The sequence below is a fragment of the Enterobacter cancerogenus genome (assembly GCF_019047785.1).
Taxonomy (GTDB): Bacteria; Pseudomonadota; Gammaproteobacteria; order Enterobacterales; family Enterobacteriaceae; genus Enterobacter; species Enterobacter cancerogenus.
In genome coordinates this window covers 1883220-1903080 of record NZ_CP077290.1, presented here as the reverse complement: position 1 = coordinate 1903080, position 19861 = coordinate 1883220, and the positions used below count along the sequence as shown (strand labels likewise).

Here is a 19861-nt window from a genome sequence, read left to right as displayed (position 1 = left end):
GAACATGACTATTCGGGGAGTATATGCAGTATTGGGGTAAAATAATCGGCGTCGCGTTCGCTATTATGATGGGTGCAGGATTTTGGGGCATTGTTCTCGGCCTTATTATCGGCCACATGTTTGACAAGGCACGCAGCCGCAAGATGGCGTGGTTTGCCAACCAGCGCGAGCGTCAGTCACTCTTTTTCTCCACCACCTTTGAGGTGATGGGGCATTTAACCAAATCAAAAGGGCGCGTCACCGAGGCGGATATCCAAATCGCCAGCGTATTTATGGATCGTATGAACCTGCACGGTGAGTCACGCCTGGCGGCGCAAAACGCGTTTCGTGTCGGCAAGGCTGATAACTATCCGCTGCGTGAAAAAATGCGCCAGTTCCGCAGCATCTGCTTCGGACGTTTTGATTTAATTCGGATGTTTCTGGAGATCCAAATCCAGGCGGCGTTCGCAGACGGGTCTCTCCATCCCAACGAACGCGACGTTTTATACGTCATTGCCGAGGAGCTGGGGATCTCGCGCATGCAGTTCGATCAGTTCCTGCGCATGATGCAGGGCGGGGCGCAGTTCGGCGGGGGCTACCAGCAACAATCTTCTGGCGGAGGCTGGCAGCAGGCGCAGCGTGGCCCGACGCTGGAAGATGCCTGTAACGTGCTCGGCGTAAAACCGACGGACGATGCAACAACCATCAAACGCGCCTACCGCAAGCTGATGAGCGAGCATCACCCGGATAAGCTGGTGGCGAAAGGTTTGCCGCCGGAAATGATGGAAATGGCGAAGCAAAAAGCCCAGGAAATTCAGAAAGCGTACGAGCTGATAAAAGAGCAAAAAGGTTTCAAATAATAAAAAGGCCCGACGATGTCGGGCCTTTTTATTCAGAAGTCCACCGGGGCTTTGAACGTCATCGAATTGCCAAATGCCGGATGGGTGATGGTCAGCGTTTGCGCATGAAGCTGCAAACGCGGCGCCAGCGCCAGCGCGTCGGGCGGGGCGTAGAAACGGTCACCCAGAATCGGGTGGCCCATGGCAAGCATGTGCACACGCAACTGGTGCGAGCGCCCGGTAATCGGCTTAAGCAATACGCGCGCGGTGTTATCCGCGGCGTACTCCAGCACTTCATACTCGGTTTGCGCCGCTTTGCCCGTTTCATAACAGACCTTCTGCTTTGGCCGGTTCGGCCAGTCGCAGATCAGCGGTAAATCTACCAGCCCTTCCGCCTGCGCCGGGTGGCCCCACACGTGCGCGACATACTGCTTTTTCGGCTCACGCTCGCGGAACTGACGCTTCAGTTCGCGCTCGGCGTCTTTATTCAGCGCCACCACAATCACGCCGCTGGTTGCCATATCCAGACGATGGACGGATTCGGCCTGCGGATAGTCGCGCTGAATACGCGTCATCACGCTGTCTTTGTGCTCGTCCAGGCGTCCCGGCACCGACAGGAGGCCGCTCGGCTTGTTGACCACCATAATATGCTCATCCTGATACAGAATGACCAGCCAGGGATCGGTCGGCGGATTGTAGGGCTCCATCACCATGTTGTGCTCCGGTTACTGATGCGTCACAACGATAAGACGCAGGGCATCCAGACGCCAGCCGGCCTGATTCAGGCTTTCCAGCACCTGCTGGCGGTTGCTTTCAATGGCGGCCAGCTCGTCGTCACGGATGTTCGGGTTCACCGCCTTCAGCGCTTCCAGGCGGGACAGCTCTGCGGAGAGCTTCTCGTCGGCTTCGCTGCGCGCGGCATCAATCAGTTCGCGAGCCGCTTTTTCTGCCTGGGCTTCACCCAGCTGCAGAATGGCGTGCACGTCCTGCTGTACCGCGTTGACCAGCTTGCTGCCGGTATGGCGGTTAACCGCGCTCAGCTGGCGGTTGAAGCTTTCGAACTCAACCTGTCCTGCCAGGTTGGTGCCGTTTTTGTCCAGCAGCAAGCGTACCGGCGTTGGCGGCAGGAAGCGAGTGAGCTGCAGCTGCTTCGGCGCCTGCGCCTCCACAACGTAGATCAGCTCGACCAGCAGAGTGCCAACCGGCAGCGCTTTGTTTTTCAGCAGGGAGATGGTGCTGCTGCCGGTGTCGCCTGAGAGGATCAGATCCAGCCCGTTGCGGATCAGCGGGTGTTCCCAGGTGATGAACTGCGCGTCTTCGCGGGACAGCGCCACGTCGCGCTCAAAGGTAATGGTGCAGCCGTCTTCCGGCAGGCCCGGGAAGTCCGGAACCAGCATATGATCGGACGGCGTCAGCACGATCATGTTTTCCCCGCGATCGTCCTGGTTGATCCCCACGATATCGAACAGGTTCATTGAGAAGCTGATCAGGCTGGTGTCGTCATCCTGCTCTTCAATGCTTTCTGCAAGCGCCTGGGCTTTTTCGCCGCCGTTGGAGTGGATCTCCAGCAGGCGGTCGCGGCCCTGTTCCAGCTGGGCCTTCAGCGCCTCGTGCTGTTCGCGGCAGGATGTGATCAGATCGTCAAAACCGTCCGTGTTTTCCGGCGCTGTCAGATAGCCGATCAGATCGGAATGAACCTGATCGTAAATGGCCCGGCCAGTTGGGCAGGTATGTTCAAACGCGTCCAGACCTTCGTGGAACCAGCGCACCAGTACGGACTGAGCGGTTTTTTCCAGGTAAGGCACGTGGATCTGAATATCATGCGCCTGGCCAATACGATCCAGACGACCAATACGCTGTTCCAGCAGATCCGGGTTAAACGGCAGATCGAACATCACCAGGTTGCTGGCGAACTGGAAGTTTCGGCCTTCAGAACCGATCTCAGAACAGAGCAGCACCTGCGCGCCACTGTCCTCTTCACCAAACCAGGCCGCCGCGCGGTCGCGCTCGACGATGGACATGCCTTCGTGGAACACGGCGGCACGAATCCCTTCGCGTTCGCGCAGAACCTGCTCCAGCTGAAGCGCCGTTGCGGCTTTGGCGCAAATCACCAGCACCTTCTGGGAACGGTGCGCGGTCAGGTAGCCCATCAGCCACTCAACGCGCGGATCGAAGTTCCACCAGGTTCCGGTATCGCCTTCAAATTCCTGGTAAATCTGTTCCGGATAGAGCATATCGCGCGCGCGATCTTCGGCGCTTTTACGCGCGCCCATAATGCCGGAGACCTTAATGGCCGTCTGGTACTGGGTTGGCAGCGGCAGCTTGATGGTGTGCAGTTCGCGTTTCGGGAAGCCCTTCACGCCGTGACGGGTGTTACGGAACAGCACGCGGCTGGTGCCGTGGCGGTCCATCAGCATGGAGACCAGCTCCTGGCGCGCAGGCTCGGCGTTATCGCCCTCGCTGTTGGCGGCCTTCAGCAGCGGTTCGATGTCCTGCTCACCAATCAGCTCGCTCAGGGTATTCAGCTCATCGTTGGACAGACGTTTACCCGCCAGCAGCAGGGCGACGGCATCCGCCACCGGACGGTAGTTTTGCTGCTCTTCGACAAACTGCCCGAAATCGTGAAAACGGTTCGGATCGAGCAGACGCAGGCGGGCGAAGTGGCTCTCCAGACCCAGCTGCTCCGGCGTTGCGGTCAGCAGCAGGACGCCTGGCACGCGCTCGGCGAGCTGTTCAATGGCCATATATTCGCGGCTGGGCGCATTTTCGCTCCAGACCAGGTGGTGCGCTTCGTCGACGACCATCAGGTCCCACTCGGCATCGCACAGGTGCTCAAGGCGCTGCTTGCTGCGGCGCACAAAGTCCAGAGAGCAGATCACCAGCTGTTCGGTTTCGAACGGGTTATCCGCATCGTGCTGCGCTTCAGCGTAGCGCTCGTCGTCAAACAGCGAGAAGCGCAGGTTGAAGCGGCGCAGCATTTCGACCAGCCACTGGTGCTGCAAAGTTTCAGGAACGACGATGAGTACGCGCTCTGCCGCCCCGGAGAGCAGCTGCTGATGCAGGATCATCCCGGCTTCGATGGTTTTCCCCAGACCCACTTCATCTGCCAGCAGCACGCGCGGCGCATGGCGACGGCCCACGTCATGGGCGATGTTTAACTGGTGCGGGATCAGGCTGGTACGCTGGCCGCGCAGCCCGCTCCACGGCATACGGTACTGTTCGCTCTGGAACTTACGCGCGCGATAGCGCAGCGAGAAGCGGTCCATGCGGTCGATTTGCCCGGCGAACAGGCGGTCCTGCGGCTTGCTGAACACCAGCTTGCTGTCGAGGAGCACCTCGCGCAGGATGACATTGGATTCATCCGTATCCAGACGCGTACCAATATAGGCAAGCAGTCCATTCTCTTCTTTTACGTCTTCGACCTTGAGCTGCCAGCCATCGTGGCTGGTCACGGTGTCACCCGGATTGAACATCACGCGGGTCACAGGAGAGTCATTGCGAGCGTACAGGCGGTTTTCACCGGTGGCCGGGAAAAGGAGGGTAACCATGCGCGCGTCAACCGCTACTACGGTTCCTAATCCAAGTTCGCTTTCTGTATCGCTGATCCAGCGTTGACCAAGTGTAAAAGGCATATTTGTTCGGCTCTAATCTTTAATTGCAGGCAATAGTTCAACCGCCGTCGCAGAATGACGGCCAGTGAAAAATGGGTCCGGGAATGGAAAGGGCGCTATGGTACTGGATGGCAACGATTTCGTCACGCGTCAAAATAGCCCAAGTTGTCCTGTCACTAGTGTAGCAAAATCGTCGTCCAGGAAGGGCATAATTCCCTCGGCAACCGGCTGAAGCTGACGCGTCAGATAATGCTCATAATCCAGGGGCGATCGCTGGTAATCCACCGGTTCCGGGCCGCTGGTGGTCCAGACGTATTTGATGGAACCGCGGTTTTGATACTGCGGCGCGCGGCCCCGCTTAACGTTCTCTTCATCCGCAAGGCGCGCGGCGCGCACGTGTGGAGGCACGTTACGCTGATACTCTGCCAGCGGGCGGCGCAGGCGTTTACGATAGACCAGTTGGCTGTCCAGTTCGCCGGCCATCAGGCTGGCAATGGTCTCGCGCACATAGTCCTGATACGGCTCATTGCGAAATATCCGCAGATAGAGCGTTTGCTGGAACTGCTGCGCCAGCGGCGTCCAGTCGGTGCGCACCGTCTCCAGCCCTTTAAAGACCATGCGCTGCGTGTCGCCCTCCTGGATAAGCCCGGCATAGCGCTTTTTGCTCCCCTGGTCGGTGCCGCGGATGGTGGGCATCAAGAACCGCGCGAAATGAGTTTCAAATTCCAGCTCTAACGCGCTGGTTAACCGCTCTTTTTGCAACGTTTCACGCCACCAGTCGTTCACAAGAGCCACCAGCCGTTTGCCGATACGCGCGGCCTCGTCTTCCGAATGCGGCCCCTTTAACCAGACAAACGTCGAGTCGGTATCACCGTAGATCACGTCATAGCCCTGGGATTCAATCAGCGCTTTGGTCTGGCGCATGATGTCGTGCCCGCGCATGGTAATCGACGACGCCAGACGCGGGTCGAAGAAGCGGCAGGCGCTGGTGCCCAGCACGCCGTAAAAGGCGTTCATGATGATTTTCAGCGCCTGAGAAAGGGGCTTATTGCCGTGACGTTTGGCATCGTCGCGCCCGTGCCAGATTTTACCGACAATATCCGGCAGGCAGTGCGTCTCACGCGAGAAGCGCGCCCCAAGATAGCCTTCGGTGCTGTGCGCATCGTCCGGTTGCGCCATGCCCTCCACCAGCCCGACCGGGTCAATCAGGAAGGTGCGAATGATCGACGGATAAAGGCTTTTATAATCCAGTACCAGAACCGAGTCATAAAGACCCGGACGGGAATCCATTACGTAGCCGCCGGGGCTGGCCTGCGGCGGCACGTCACCGAGGTTTGGCGCGACATAGCCTGCCCGGTGCATCCGCGGGAAATAGAGGTGGCTGAACGCGGCCACCGAACCACCGTGCCGGTCGACGGCCAGGCCGTTCACCGACGCGCGCTCCAGCAGGAACGGCATGATCTCCGTTTTATGGAAAATGCGGGTGACCAGCTCACAGTCTTTCAGGTTATAGGTGGCCAGCGCCGGTTTATCTTCGTTAAAGCGCCGCTCAATTTCATCCATCCTGTCCCACGGGTTGTCGATGGATTTCCCTTCGCCCAGCAGCGCCTGCGCCACCGCTTCCAGCGAAAACGACGGGAAGCTCCAGAAGGCGGATTTCAGCGCATCGATACCGTCAATAATCAGCCGACCTGTGGCCTGAGCGAAGAACACACCGTTCTTGAAACCGTGCTCGCGCCACTCCAGTTCGCTATTGCCGCGCCCCAGCATCAGCGGGATACGGTAGCGCTCGGCGTGCTTTTGCAAAACGCGCAGATCGAACTGCACCACGTTCCAGCCGATGAGTACGTCCGGATCGTGCTCGGCAAACCACTGATTCAGCTTCTCCAGCAGCTGTGGGCGGCTGGTGACGTACTCAAGCTGGAAATCGAGCCGGGACGCATCGCCGTTTGGCGGCCCCAGCATATAGACAACGCGCTGGCCGCAGCCTTCAAGGCCGATGCAGTAAAGCTCACCGTGGCGGGTGGTTTCGATATCCAGAGAGACCCATTTGAGCGGTGGGCGATAGTCGGGGTGGGGCTTCAGGCGGGCATTCACGAGCCTGCCGTTTTGCAGGGTGCCATCGACCCAGACGGGAGCAGTGATAAACCGCTCCATCAGGAAACGCTCCGGCGGGCGGATATCGGCTTCATACAGCGTCACGCCCGCCTCGCGCAGCAGCTTTTCATAGCGCATTAGCTGACGGTGTGCGCGGCAGTAAAGGCCGTACACCGGCTGGCGGTGAAAATCTTTCAGCTCAAGCGGGGTGATACGCCAGTTGTTTTCGCCGCGCAGCAGCTGTTTAACTTTCTCAACCTGGGCTGCAGGGATAAAGGCCACGGACTCCTGTGGTGGCAGCGTGACCTGCAGCGGACCGCTGTCCGTTGCCAGCCAAAAATCCACTTCAGTCCCCTGAGGGGTATCCCGCCAGTGTCGGGTCAGTAAAAAGCCTTCTTGCGCCTGCGCCACGGCGTTATCCCATAAAACAAAACCAGGCTTGATTATAGCCTGGTTGAGGTGGTTTTGCTGGGGTTTTATACAGTTATTGCGCGTGATTTCCCCTCACCCCAGCCCTCTCCCAAAGGGAGAGGGTGCGTAAAATCCCCTCTCCCTTTGGGAGAGGCTTAGGGTGAGGATTACTGCCCGTAATACGCCTTCGCGCCGTGCTTGCGCAGGTAATGTTTATCCAGCAGGGTTTGCTGCATATCCGGCAACTGCGGCGCCAGCTGGCGGCAGAAGATGCCCATATAGGCCACCTCTTCCAGCACAATCGCGTTATGTACGGCATCTTCGGCATTCTTGCCCCATGCGAACGGACCGTGAGAGTGGACCAGCACGCCCGGCATCTGTGCCGCGTCGATACCCTGTTTTTCAAAGGTTTCAACAATGACGTTACCGGTCTCCCACTCATACTCACCGCCAATTTCCGCATCGGTCATCAGGCGCGTGCAGGGAATCGAACCGTAAAAGTAGTCCGCGTGCGTGGTGCCTGTGGCCGGAATCGACTGGCCCGCCTGCGCCCAGATGGTCGCGTGGCGTGAGTGGGTATGCACAATCCCGCCGATAGTCGGGAATGCCTGGTACAGCAGGCGATGGGTTGGGGTATCGGAGGAGGGCTTTTTCGTCCCTTCCACCACCTCACCGGTGGTGAGGCTGACGACCACCATGTCGTCGGCGGTCATTAGCGTGTAATCCACGCCGGAGGGTTTGATCACCAAAACCCCTTTATCGCGATCGACGGCGCTGACGTTGCCCCAGGTCAGGGTCACCAGGTTATGTTTGGGCAGCGCCAGGTTGGCGTCGAGCACCTGACGTTTGAGATCTTCTAACATTGTTATCTCCTGCCGGATGGCGCTTCGCTTATCGGGCCTACAGAACCGCAGGCGGTAAACGCAGCGCCACCGGGCATACAGGGCTTAACGTTTTGAACCGTAATAGACTTCGTTCCAGCGCAGCGCGTCTTTGAACGCTGGCAGGCGGGTATCGTTATCAATCACCGTCAATTCGATGTCGTGCAGCTCAGCGAACTGGCGCATATCGTTGAGATCCAGCGCATGACTAAAGACGGTGTGGTGCGCACCACCGGCGACGATCCAGGCTTCGGACGCGGTCGCCAGATCCGGCTGTGCTTTCCACAGGGCGTTAGCCACCGGCAGTTTTGGCAGAGAGTGCGGCGTTTCGACCGCATCCACGCAGTTGACCAGCAGGCGGAAGCGATCGCCCAGGTCGATCAGGCTGGCGTTGATGGCCGGGCCGGTACGGGTGTTGAAGATCAGGCGAGCCGGATCCGCTTTGCCACCAATGCCGAGATACTGCACGTCGAGGATCGGTTTCTCTTCCACGGCGATCGTCGGGCAGACTTCCAGCATGTGCGAGCCGAGCACCAGGTCGTTGCCGTTATCGAAGTGGTAGGTGTAGTCCTCCATAAAGGAGGTGCCGCCCTGCAGACCGGTTGACATCACCTTCATGATGCGAAGCAGAGCGGCAGTTTTCCAGTCGCCTTCGCCCGCAAAGCCGTAGCCCTGCTGCATAAGACGTTGCACCGCCAGGCCGGGCAGCTGTTTCAGGCCGTGCAGATCTTCAAAGGTGGTGGTAAAGGCGTGGAAGCCGCCCTGTTCCAGGAAGCGCTTCATCCCCAGCTCAATGCGCGCGGCATCGAGCACGTTCTGGCGTTTTTCACCGTTGATTTGGGCGGCGGGCGTCAGGCGGTAGCTGCTTTCGTACTCGTCGACCAGCGCGCTCACGTCACCGTCGGTGATCTCATTGACGACCTGCACCAGATCGCCAACCGCCCAGGTGTTTACCGAGAAGCCGAACTTGATCTGCGCCGCGACTTTATCGCCGTCGGTCACCGCTACTTCACGCATGTTGTCGCCAAAACGCACCACTTTCAGATGGCGGGTATCCTGTTTTGACACTGCCTGACGCATCCATGAGCCGATACGTTTTTGCGCATTCTGATCCTGCCAGTGACCGGTCACCACCGCGTGCTGCTGGCGCATACGTGCACCAATGAAGCCGAACTCGCGGCCGCCGTGTGCGGTCTGGTTCAGGTTCATAAAGTCCATGTCGATGCTGTCCCACGGCAGAGACGCGTTGAACTGGGTGTGGAACTGCATCAGCGGTTTGTTAAGAATCGACAGGCCGTTGATCCACATTTTGGCCGGGGAGAAGGTGTGCAGCCACACGACCAGCCCGGCGCATTTATCATCGTAGTTCGCGTCGCGGCAGATATTGGTGATCTCGTCCGGCGTGGTGCCGAGCGGTTTCAGCACCAGCCTGCACGGCAGTTTGGCTTCCGCGTTCAGCGCGTTGACGACGTGCTCCGCATGTTTCGTGACCTGCTGCAGCGCTTCCGGCCCGTACAGATGCTGGCTGCCAATGACAAACCACACTTCATAGTTATTAAACAGGGTCATATCGTGTCCTTAATGAGTCAGGGTTGCCGTAGCATCCGCGGCGTTTTTAGCCGGGGCGGCGACAGGGAGATAGTGAAGTTCGGCGCTTTTCGCCCACTGCTGGTAGCGCTGGTAAAGCTGTTCGAAGCGCTGCGCCTGCTGAGGATGCGGCTGGAGCGTACTTTCCACCGCGCTCGCCATGTGTGTTTGTGCCGCCGGAATATCCGCGTGAACGCCTGCGGCTACGGCGGCAAAAATCGCCGCGCCAAGCGCGCAGCACTGATCGGAGGCCACAATCTGCAGCGGACGATTCAGAACGTCGCAGCAGGCCTGCATGATCACCGGGTTTTTACGGGCGATGCCGCCGAGCGCCATCACGTTGTCGACGTCGATACCCTGCTCTGTGAAACACTCCATAATGGCGCGGGCACCAAAGGCGGTCGCCGCAATCAGGCCGCCAAACAGCGCGGGCGCGTCGGTCGCCAGGTTGAGATCGGTAATCACCCCTTTCAGGCGCTGATTTGCAAACGGCGTGCGGCGACCGTTAAACCAGTCGAGTACCACCGGAAGATGATCAAGAGAAGGGTTCGTTGCCCAGGCTTCCGTAAGCTGCGGCAGTAGCTGCTTTTTGCTTTCAGAAATCTGCGCTTTCAGTTCAGGATGCGTGGCTGCCAGCCGATCCAGCGGCCAGCCCAGCACGCGGCCAAACCAGGCGTAGATATCGCCAAAGGCCGACTGGCCCGCCTCAAGGCCGATAAGGTCCGGCACGACGCTGCCATCAACCTGGCCGCAAATGCCTTTCACCGCGCGGTCACCCACGCTGGCTTTATCGGCCATCAGGATGTCGCAGGTTGAGGTGCCTATGACTTTCACCAGGGTGTTTGGCTGCGCACCGGCGCCGACCGCACCCATATGGCAGTCAAACGCGCCGCCGGAGATCGCCACGTTTTGCGGCAGCCCAAGGCGCGTCGCCCACTCCTGACAGAGCGTGCCAACCGGGATATCGGCGGTAAAGGTGTCGGTAAACAGCGGGTAGGTCAGGCTCTTGTTGATAACCGGATCAAGCTCATCGAAGAACGCCGCAGGCGGCAGCCCGCCCCAGCTCTCGTGCCACAGAGATTTATGCCCGGCGCTACAGCGACCGCGACGGATATCCTGCGGACGTGTGGTGCCGGAAAGCAGGGCGGGTACCCAGTCGCAAAGCTCAATCCAGGACGCCGCCGCCTGCGCCACTGACGCGTCTGCGCGGGTCACGTGCAGGATCTTGGCCCAGAACCATTCGCTGGAGTAAACGCCGCCAATAAAGCGCGAGTAGTCGGTTTTGCCGGGCTGGTGGCACAAACGGGTAATGGCTTCGGCTTCTTCAACGGCGGTATGGTCTTTCCACAGCACGAACATGGCGTTCGGGTTGTCGGCAAACTCCGGGCGCAGCGCCAGCACGCGGCCTTCGGCATCCACGGGGGCTGGCGTTGAGCCGGTGCTGTCCACGCCAATGCCCACGACGTCCGCACGCTGGGCGTCGGTGAGCTCCGCCAGCACGGTTTTGATCGCCGCTTCCATCGACTCAATGTAATCCCGCGGATGGTGACGGAACTGGTTATTCGGCGCATCGCAATAGCGCCCCTCTTGCCAGCGCGGGTACCACTCAACGCTGGTTGCTATCTCCTGGCCAGTGTTGCAGTCCACTGCCAGCGCGCGAACCGAGTCGCTGCCAAAGTCGAGGCCAATCGCAATTGCCATGGTGTTGCTCCATCGAAAACAGGTATGGAAGAACATTAGAGACTGGGGGCAAAAATCGTCAGGCAGGATCCGCTAATCTTATGGATTAAATTGCTGTTACGTTTGAAAGTGTGACGCCGTGCAAATAATCAATGTGGACATTTCTGCCGTACTTATAGACACTTTTGTTACTGCTTATCTGCACGCCAGCGTGGAGAAATCAGGGGAAAAGGCTGAAACATGGCGGACGTAAAAGCGGCGAGATGCGTGTAGGATCGTTTCGCGGGCCATTTTTATCCTGCTTTTAACGATATGGACAATTGGTTTCCTTCAGGACCGCCGGGAGAACTGAGTTTATGGCCGAAACGCAAAACGATCCCCTGTTGCCGGGATACTCGTTTAACGCCCATCTGGTGGCGGGGTTAACCCCCATTGAAGCCGACGGGTATCTTGATTTTTACGTCGATCGACCGCTGGGAATGAAAGGCTACATTTTGAACCTCACCGTGCGCGGTGAAGGGGTTATCAAAAATAACGATCGGCAGTTTATCTGCCGGCCCGGCGACATCCTGCTGTTCCCGCCGGGAGAGATCCACCACTACGGGCGTCATCCGGATGCCAAAGAGTGGTATCACCAGTGGGTCTATTTCCGCCCGCGCGCCTACTGGCAGGAGTGGCTGTCGTGGCCCGCCATTTTTGCGCATACCGGTTTTTATCGCCCGGACGAGGCCCATCAGGCGCAGTTCCGCGAGCTGTTTGCCCAGATTATTGAGGCGGGGCAGGCCGGCGGGCGCTACGCCGAGCTGCTGGCGATTAACCTGCTTGAGCAGGTCTTGCTGCGCCGGATGGAGGCGATCAACGAATCGCTGAACCCGCCGCTGGATAACCGCGTGCGCGATGCCTGCCAGTACATCAGCGATCACCTCGCCGACAGCCAGTTTGATATCGCCAGCGTCGCCCAGCATGTCTGCCTTTCACCGTCACGCTTGTCGCACCTTTTCCGTCAGCAACTGGGGGTCAGCGTGCTGAGCTGGCGCGAGGATCAGCGCATCAGCCAGGCGAAGCTGCTGCTGAGCACCACCCGGATGCCGATTGCGACCGTCGGGCGCAACGTCGGCTTTGAAGATCAGCTCTACTTTTCCCGCGTCTTTAAAAAGTGTACGGGTGCCAGCCCCAGTGAATTTCGGGCTGGATGTGAATAAACGGTAAAAAAAGATAAACAGGCGGGTGAACCTGGAAAGCACCCTGTAAACTATTCAGACAATTGATGCCTTGACGCGGTGCAGGGCGCTAAGCAGAATCGCTGATTCGTTTTCTGACCGGAATAGTTATGCAGGCATTGCTGGAACATTTTATCACCCAGTCCGTTATGTACTCGCTCATCGCCGTGGCGCTGGTGGCGTTTCTGGAATCGCTGGCGCTGGTGGGGCTGATCCTGCCCGGCACCGTGATGATGGCGGGGCTTGGTGCGCTTATCGGCAGCGGTGAGGTCAATTTCTGGCAGGCGTGGATGGCCGGGATCATCGGCTGTTTGCTGGGAGACTGGATCTCCTTCTGGCTGGGCTGGCGCTTTAAGAAACCGCTGCACCGCTGGTCGTTCATGAAAAAGAACAAAGCGCTGCTGGATAAAACCGAGCACGCGCTGCATCAACACAGCATGTTTACGATTCTGGTGGGGCGCTTTGTCGGACCAACGCGTCCGCTGGTGCCGATGGTGGCCGGCATGCTCGATCTGCCCGTGGCGAAATTCGTGGTGCCGAACATCATCGGCTGCGTCTTCTGGCCGCCGTTCTACTTCCTGCCGGGGATCCTCGCGGGGGCGGCAATCGATATCCCTGACGGGATGCAAAGCGGGGAGTTTAAGTGGCTGCTGCTGGGAACAGCTGTGCTGCTCTGGCTGGCGGTATGGCTGTGCTGGCGGTTATGGCGCAGCGCGAAAGCCAGTACCGATCGCCTGACGCGCTATCTGCCGCGCACTCGCCTGCTGTGGCTGGCCCCGCTGACGCTGGGTGTGGCGGTAGTGGCACTGGTGGCGCTGATTCGCCACCCGATGATGCCGGTATACGGTGAGATCCTGCTGAAGGTGGTAAGCCGTTAATCTTTTTTCCCTCTCCCTGTGGGAGAGGGCCTCAGACCGCATGAATACCCAGCAGTGAAGACACCCCCGCTCTACCGCTCAGCAGTTCTTCCGTTTCCCCATCCCACAGAATCCGCCCCTCGGCGACCACCACCGATCGCTGCGCAATCCGCGCCGCATCTTCAATGCTATGGGATACCATAAGCATCGTGAGCTGCTGGCGCTGGCAGACGTCCTGCACCAGCGCGAGCATCTCCTGACGCAGGGCCGGGTCGAGCGCCGAAAACGGCTCATCCAGCAGCAGCACCGGCTGCTCGCGAACCAGGCAGCGCGCCAGTGCGACCCGCTGACGCTGGCCGCCGGACAGTTCGCCGGGCAGCCTGTCGATGAAGTCGGCGATCCCCATCTGGGCGGCGATCGTATCAAGCTTATGACGCTGTGCATCGTTCAGCTTCATGCCCGGGTTCATCCCCAGGGCGATGTTTTGTCGCACGGTCAGATGCGTGAACAGGTTATTTTCCTGAAACAGCATCGACACCGGGCGCTTTGCCGGGGGTGTGCGGGTATGGTCCCGGTTTTCAATCATGATTGACCCGCTGGCCGGTTGCAGAAAACCGGCAATCAGGTTGAGCAACGTACTCTTCCCGGCACCGCTCGGGCCAAGGACTGCAATCATTTCGCCCTGTCGAACGGACAGCGTGAAACGCATCGGCAGATGCTGGTACAGCCAGGTTACATCAGTCAGTTTTAACATCACGCCCCGGGATTTTTTCGATAACGGTAAATAACGCAAAGCACAGCAGCAGCAGTAATAGCGCGGTGACAGCCCCGTCCTGGCTACGGTAAGAGCCAATTTGCTGATACAGCCAGAACGGTAGCGTGCGGAAATCGTCATTGCCGAAGAGGGCGACGACGCCGAAATCCCCAATCGACAGCACGCAGGCGAAGGCCAGCGCCTGGGCCAGCGGGCGCTTCAGCGCGCGCAGTTCGACGACGTTTATCCGACGCCAGCCCTGCATTCCCAGCGACTGACACAGCAAACCGTAGCGGCTGTTGATATCGCGCATCGGGTTTTCCAGCACCTTGAGCGCATACGGAATGGCCATCAGGGCGTTGGTAAAAATCACGATACCGTCTGCGCTTTCTGGCAGGCCGACGGTGCTGTTAAAGAGTAAAAAGAAGCCCGTCGCCAGCACGATCCCCGGCATCGCGAGGATCAACATCCCCGTCAGCTCAAGGGCTTGCCCGGCCTTGCGTGCATGGCGGGCGTACAGTTCGCGGCTGCTCCAGAGCAGCATCATGGTCAGAACGACGCACAGCAGACCGGCGGCCAGCGCGATGCGCAGCGAGGTCCACGTCGCCTGCCACAGAACCGGCTGCTGCAGCACGGACGCCATCGCCGGATTTAAGCCATCGACGACAACCGCGATCAGCGGCGGGAGCATCAGCATCAGCGCCATCACAATCAGAATGCCGTCCGTAATGCGGCTGTGCGTGCTGTCCTGCGGATCGCGCCAGCCCGCAATTTGATTGCTGCCGGGAGGAATGGCTTTGCTTAAGCGCTGGCTCAGAAGAACCAGCGCCAGGCAGCACATCATCTGCACGATTGCCAGTAGCGCGGCACGCCCGGGATCGTAGTCGTAACTCAGGGCCTGATAAATCGCCAGCTCAATGGTGGTGGCCAGCGGGCCACCGCCGAGGGAGAGCACGGTGGCGAAGCTGGCGAAGCAGAGCATAAAGATAAGCGCGGCAACGGGCGGGATCTGGCGGCGCAGCCACGGCCACTCCACGAAGCGGAAGAACGACCAGCCTCGCATCCCGAGCTGGGCGGCAATCTGCCGCTGCTCGCCCGGAATGGCCTCCAGCGCCTGTAAAAAGAGCCGGGTTGCCATCGGCATATTAAAAAAGATGTGCGCCAGCAGAATGCCCTGCAGCCCGTAAGGGGAGAAGGTCCACTCCAGGCCTAGCAGACCAGACAGCGAGGAGAGCCAGCCCTGGCGGCCATAGACGCTCAGGATCCCGAACACTGCCACCAGCACGGGCAGAATCAACGTCATGGCGCACAGGCGCAGCAGCGCCTGTCTGCCGGGGAAACGTCGGCGATAGAGCGCGCGAGCCAGGAAAATGGCCGGCACCACCGAGAGCATCGACGAGAGAAACGCCTGCCAGAAGGAGAAGCGGACGACGTGCCAGAGATAGCTGTCATGCCAGAGCGCGAGCAGGTCGCCCTCGGGCGCGTTCAGCCACAGCGCAAGAAAGGCACCCAGGCTGACCGTCACCATCAGCATGGCGGCGAGTAGCCCGGGGAGTAACCAGCCAGGGATCAGCGGCTGACGGCGCGTTGCCATTCACTTACCCATGTACCGCGCTCTGCGGCAACCTGCTGCGGTGTAAATTCCAGCGCGGTTTGCGGTTTGGTCAAGGTGTCAAAGCCAGCGGGCAGCGTCACGTCGATAACCGGGTACATCCAGTTGCCCGTCGGAATGGCATTCTGGAACGCAGGGGAGATCATAAATTTCAGGAACTTCTCAGCCAGCTCCGGCTGTTTGCTCGCGGCGGTACGCGCGGCGACTTCCACCTGCAGATAATGGCCTTCGGCAAAATCGGCGGCGGCGTAGTTATCTTTCTTCTCGCTGATAATGTGGTAGGCCGGAGAGGTGGTGTAGCTCAGCACCAGATCGCTTTCCCCTTTCAGGAACAGGCCGTAAGCCTCGCTCCAGCCCTTGGTCACGGTAACGGTTTTGGCGGCCAGTTTCTGCCACGCGTCAGGCGCTTTATCGCCGTAGACTTTTTGCATCCACAGCAGCAGGCCAAGCCCGGGGGTGCTGGTGCGCGGATCTTCATAAATCACGCGCCATTTCTGGTCGCTTTCAACCAGCTCCTTCAGGCTTTTTGGCGGATTCTTGAGCTTGTTTTTGTCATATACAAACGCGAAGTAGCCGTAGTCGAACGGCACGAAGGTGTCGTTTTTCCAGCCGCCCGGCACGTTAACGGCCTCTGCCGCGACGCCGCTTTTGGCAAAGAGCTTCGTTTGCGTGGCCGCATCCAGCAGGTTGTTATCGAGGCCCAGCACGACGTCGGCTTTGCTGTTTTTACCTTCCATACGCAGACGGTTCAGCAGCGAGACGCCGTCTTCCAGCGCCACGAATTTCAGCTCGCAGCCGCAGTCGGCTTCAAAGGCTTTTTTCACCACCGGGCCTGGGCCCCAGTCGGCAGAGAAGGAGTCGTAGGTGTAGACCGTCAGAACGGGCTTAGCAAACGCAGGCAGCGCAAACAGCGCCAGCAGGGGAAGAACTTTTTTTAACACTTTGCACCTCAAAGTTGAGTGGCAAAGGATTTTGAGCGACAGCCTCAAATCCCTTCGCCGGCGTTATCCGGATCAGGTTCGACGGGTATTATCTCAGCGCACATCAGTGATGCAGCACCCCGTTGAGAACGACAGCATTGTAATGATTTGGTGAATATTTCGAAAGCGTTATGGTTCCGGCGGCGCAAACCAGGCGGATTTAAAATCAAACCAGCCGAGGGTATTCATCCGCAGGCCGCGCATACTGCGTTGCCCCTGAATCATCAGCCAGTGGTGGATCAGCGGAACGATTGCCTGCTCCGCCATCAGCTGCTGGCACCAGACGGCCAGATTCATTTCGCCCGCCCGCCACTGGGCGGCGTCCTGCTGCCAGTCCCGGTTGATACAGTGCTGGATCAGCGGCACTTCATAAAGATGCGAGAAGAGCGAGAAATCAAGCGGCAGCGTGAAGTTAGCGCTGTTCAGCCAGATGTCGCTGACCACCTCGCCGCGATGCCATTCGTCATAATCGACCTCTTTGATCTCCAGCGTCACCCCCACGGCGGCGAGCAGCCGGTGCATGATTCTGGCGATAAACCGGTGCTCGACGTGCTCGCGATAGAATGTCAGGGTGATGGACTCCAGCCCGGCAGGCTTTTCAGCGTGCACCGGGCGCGCGTGGTGCCAGCGGGGAAGCAGCCCATACGCCGGGAACCACCACGACTGGTACTGCTCTTCCGCGTGATAAATCAGGTTCGCGGGGGCAAGAACGTGGCTGATCCACTGGCGAACCTCCAGGTTTGCACCGCGGTGGGTGCGGCTGTCGAACAGCAGATAGTAGCAGCCCTCTTCGAGGCGACTCTCCACGGCTTTTTCCCCGGTCATCGGGCCTTCCAGCGTCAGCCCCACGCTCAGCTCTTCAGTGATATCCGGCAGTACCCAGACGTTCACCTCGTCGATTAACGCCCGGTAGCCAAAGTAGTCATCAAAGGCGCGGATCTTGAGCTGGTTACTGTTATTGCGGGAAACGGCGTACGGGCCGGTGCCGATTGGCAGGCTGGCAAAGTTGTTCAGTGATTCCCATTCGGCGGGCAAAATCATCGATGGCACATAGCCCAGCAGCCAGGGGAGCCATTGATCCGGCTGCGACAGTTCAATATCCAGCGTCCAGGCCGTCGGTGAATGAAGACGGGTGATATGCGAATAGAGCGGCAGCTTGCGGGCGCGTTCTAACGAGGCAATAACGTCGCTCATCTCCAGCTCGCGACCGTGATGGAAATGGATGCCGGGACGTAAAAAGAAGCGCCAGTGGCGCGGAGAAAGCTGTTGCCAGTGGTGCGCAATATCGGCTTCGAGTTCCCCGTTTTCCTCATTTATGCGCGTCAGGCCGCTGAAAATCTGCCGCGCCATGTGCGTTTCCGAGCGGCGTAAGGCGCTTCCCGGTAACAGATTTTTCATCGGACGGTAGTACAGCACCCGCAGAATGTGACGGCCCTGGCGGAAGCTCCGCCCGAGATGCGAGACCAGCATCTGGCGCACCGCCGCCTTGTCACCGACCAGTTGCACCAGCTGATCGATTCTGTCCTGCTCCAGCAGATCCTCCGCCCGCTGCTGCTGCAAGGCGAGGCCGGTATAGAGAAAGGTCAGACGCGAGCGCTTGCCGCGTCCGGCTTCTGCTTCCCAGTTTAGCCAGCCCTGCTGCTGCATGGTGTTGAGCAGCGTGCGCATATGGCGTCGGGAACAGTTAAGCAAATCAGCCAGCTCGTTAAGCGTGGTCTCCTGCGACTGGCCCTCGCAGCACTGCCAGAGGCGAATGAATTGTTGTTGCAGACGACCGGACGGCATAAAAGGGGAACTCCTGACAAAAAATCAGCAATTTATTTATCCCTATATTAAGCCAATAATTCTCCCTGATGAAGCGAGGAGGTAAATTATGAAGAGGTCTACCGCACGTCAGTTTTATCAACAGTATTTTTTAGCGACACAGGGTGTGTCCTGGCTGGCCCGCCAGTGTGCAGAGCAACGGCTGAAAATGCTTGAAGAACTGATGCAGTGGGACGTTACGAAATCGACCTCTTCTCGCTAACTCGCCTCGATCATGTGTGACTGAGTATTGGTGCTAATCACCCGCCAGCAAAATGTTTTTGCTGGCTTTTTTCGTTTACTATTTCGCCCAATTCGTTTTGCTTTCATAAGGATTTGTGCATGCTCTGGTTGATGACAATGGGGCGACGCCTGAACGGCGTGTACGCCGCTTTTATGCTGGTCGCCTTTATGATGGGCGTTGCTGGGGCGCTACAGGCTCCGACGCTGAGCCTGTTCCTCAGCCGCGAAGTGGGCGCGCAGCCGTTTTGGGTCGGCCTGTTTTATACCGTTAACGCCATCGCCGGGATCCTGGTGAGCCTGTGGCTGGCAAAACGATCGGACAACCAGGGCGATCGCCGCCGGCTCATCCTGTTCTGCTGCGCCATGGCGGTGGGGAATGCCTTGCTGTTTGCCTTCAACCGTCACTACCTGACGCTCATTACCTGCGGCGTGCTGCTGGCTTCGTTGGCTAATACCGCCATGCCACAACTGTTTGCGCTAGCTCGCGAATATGCCGATAACTCGGCGCGCGAAGTGGTGATGTTCAGTTCGGTGATGCGTGCGCAGCTCTCTCTGGCGTGGGTCATCGGCCCGCCGCTGGCGTTCATGCTGGCGCTGAATTACGGTTTTACCGTCATGTTTTCCATCGCCGCCGGGATTTTTGTGATCAGCCTTGCGCTGATCGCCTTCGCGCTGCCCTCGGTCGCACGGGTTGAACAGATAACGGATAAACCGATCACCCAGGTAAGCGGCTGGCAGGATAAGAACGTGCGCATGCTGTTCATTGCCTCCACCCTGATGTGGACCTGTAACACCATGTACATCATCGACATGCCGCTGTGGGTAAGCAGCGATCTGGGCCTGCCTGACAGGCTTGCGGGGATCCTGATGGGAACGGCCGCCGGGCTGGAAATCCCGGCGATGATCCTGGCCGGGTATTACGTGAAGCGCTTTGGAAAACGCCGGATGATGATTGTCGCCGTGGCGGCTGGGGTGCTGTTCTACCTTGGGCTGATCCTCTTTCACTCGCGTGACGCGCTGCTGGCACTGCAGCTGTTCAACGCCGTGTTTATCGGGATCGTTGCCGGGATAGGGATGCTCTGGTTCCAGGACCTGATGCCGGGCCGCGCCGGGTCGGCCACGACGCTGTTTACCAACAGTATTTCAACGGGCGTGATACTGGCAGGGGTTATTCAGGGCGCGTTGTCGCAAAGCTACGGGCACGCTGTGGTGTACTGGGTAATTGCGGCCATTTCGGTCGTGACGCTGGTGTTGACGTGCCGGGTAAAAGACGTCTGATTCTGGAAGGCGGCTTCACGAAATGAAAT

Annotated in this window: 15 protein-coding genes and 1 riboswitch; of the genes, 5 read left to right on the top strand and 10 right to left on the bottom strand. The window is 59.0% G+C overall.

Annotated features, from left to right (window positions below):
• The first annotated feature begins 23 nt into the window (after window positions 1–23).
• Window positions 24–839 (top strand): co-chaperone DjlA, encoded by an 816-nt coding sequence (djlA, locus tag I6L58_RS08915; protein WP_006173902.1) that lies wholly within the window; start codon window positions 24–26, stop codon window positions 837–839.
• 32 nt (window positions 840–871) lie between these two features.
• Here the strand turns inward: djlA and rluA are convergent, their stop codons facing one another.
• The 6 genes from rluA to araB all read right to left on the bottom strand — a co-directional run bounded on the left by rluA (window position 872) and on the right by araB (window position 11106).
• Window positions 872–1531: a bifunctional tRNA pseudouridine(32) synthase/23S rRNA pseudouridine(746) synthase RluA gene (gene rluA, locus I6L58_RS08910; protein ID WP_088208852.1), complete on the bottom strand. Its 660-nt coding sequence runs from the start codon at window positions 1529–1531 to the stop codon at window positions 872–874.
• Window positions 1532–1543: 12 nt separating this feature from the next.
• Complete coding sequence (gene rapA / locus I6L58_RS08905; RefSeq protein ID WP_088208853.1) at window positions 1544–4450, bottom strand: RNA polymerase-associated protein RapA; 2907 nt, start codon at window positions 4448–4450, stop codon at window positions 1544–1546.
• Window positions 4451–4579: 129 nt separating this feature from the next.
• Entirely contained in the window at window positions 4580–6937 is a 2358-nt protein-coding gene (gene polB, locus I6L58_RS08900; protein ID WP_088208854.1) for a DNA polymerase II, read from the bottom strand.
• A gap of 167 nt (window positions 6938–7104) precedes the next feature.
• Window positions 7105–7800 (bottom strand): L-ribulose-5-phosphate 4-epimerase, encoded by a 696-nt coding sequence (gene araD, locus I6L58_RS08895; protein WP_006173897.1) that lies wholly within the window; start codon window positions 7798–7800, stop codon window positions 7105–7107.
• 84 nt (window positions 7801–7884) lie between these two features.
• Window positions 7885–9387 (bottom strand): L-arabinose isomerase, encoded by a 1503-nt coding sequence (araA, locus tag I6L58_RS08890; protein WP_088208855.1) that lies wholly within the window; start codon window positions 9385–9387, stop codon window positions 7885–7887.
• 9 nt (window positions 9388–9396) lie between these two features.
• Complete coding sequence (araB, locus tag I6L58_RS08885; protein ID WP_088208856.1) at window positions 9397–11106, bottom strand: ribulokinase; 1710 nt, start codon at window positions 11104–11106, stop codon at window positions 9397–9399.
• A gap of 335 nt (window positions 11107–11441) precedes the next feature.
• Between araB and araC the strand changes: the two genes are divergently transcribed.
• Entirely contained in the window at window positions 11442–12287 is an 846-nt protein-coding gene (araC, locus tag I6L58_RS08880) for an arabinose operon transcriptional regulator AraC (RefSeq protein WP_006173890.1), read from the top strand.
• 128 nt (window positions 12288–12415) lie between these two features.
• Window positions 12416–13183, top strand: coding sequence for a DedA family protein (locus I6L58_RS08875; RefSeq protein ID WP_006173888.1), 768 nt, complete (start codon window positions 12416–12418; stop codon window positions 13181–13183).
• Window positions 13184–13214: 31 nt separating this feature from the next.
• Here I6L58_RS08875 and thiQ read toward each other — a convergent pair whose 3' ends face one another.
• The 4 genes from thiQ to sgrR all read right to left on the bottom strand — a co-directional run bounded on the left by thiQ (window position 13215) and on the right by sgrR (window position 18293).
• Window positions 13215–13916 (bottom strand): thiamine ABC transporter ATP-binding protein ThiQ, encoded by a 702-nt coding sequence (gene thiQ, locus I6L58_RS08870; protein WP_006173887.1) that lies wholly within the window; start codon window positions 13914–13916, stop codon window positions 13215–13217.
• Entirely contained in the window at window positions 13900–15510 is a 1611-nt protein-coding gene (gene thiP, locus I6L58_RS08865) for a thiamine/thiamine pyrophosphate ABC transporter permease ThiP (protein ID WP_088208857.1), read from the bottom strand. The genes thiQ and thiP overlap by 17 nt, the downstream gene beginning before the upstream one ends.
• On the bottom strand, window positions 15486–16469 hold the full coding sequence (gene thiB, locus I6L58_RS08860; RefSeq protein WP_088208858.1) for a thiamine ABC transporter substrate binding subunit: 984 nt from the start codon (window positions 16467–16469) through the stop codon (window positions 15486–15488). The genes thiP and thiB overlap by 25 nt, the downstream gene beginning before the upstream one ends.
• Before the next feature lie 31 nt (window positions 16470–16500).
• Window positions 16501–16601: riboswitch (TPP riboswitch) on the bottom strand.
• Window positions 16602–16637: 36 nt separating this feature from the next.
• Window positions 16638–18293, bottom strand: coding sequence for an HTH-type transcriptional regulator SgrR (gene sgrR, locus I6L58_RS08855; protein ID WP_088208859.1), 1656 nt, complete (start codon window positions 18291–18293; stop codon window positions 16638–16640).
• A gap of 88 nt (window positions 18294–18381) precedes the next feature.
• Here sgrR and sgrT point away from each other — a divergent pair, with 88 nt between their 5' ends.
• Complete coding sequence (sgrT, locus tag I6L58_RS08850; RefSeq protein WP_042319274.1) at window positions 18382–18534, top strand: glucose uptake inhibitor SgrT; 153 nt, start codon at window positions 18382–18384, stop codon at window positions 18532–18534.
• 119 nt (window positions 18535–18653) lie between these two features.
• A complete protein-coding gene (locus I6L58_RS08845) occupies window positions 18654–19832 on the top strand; it encodes a sugar efflux transporter (RefSeq protein ID WP_088208860.1) in 1179 nt (392 codons plus the stop codon).
• The last annotated feature ends 29 nt before the right edge of the window (window positions 19833–19861 follow it).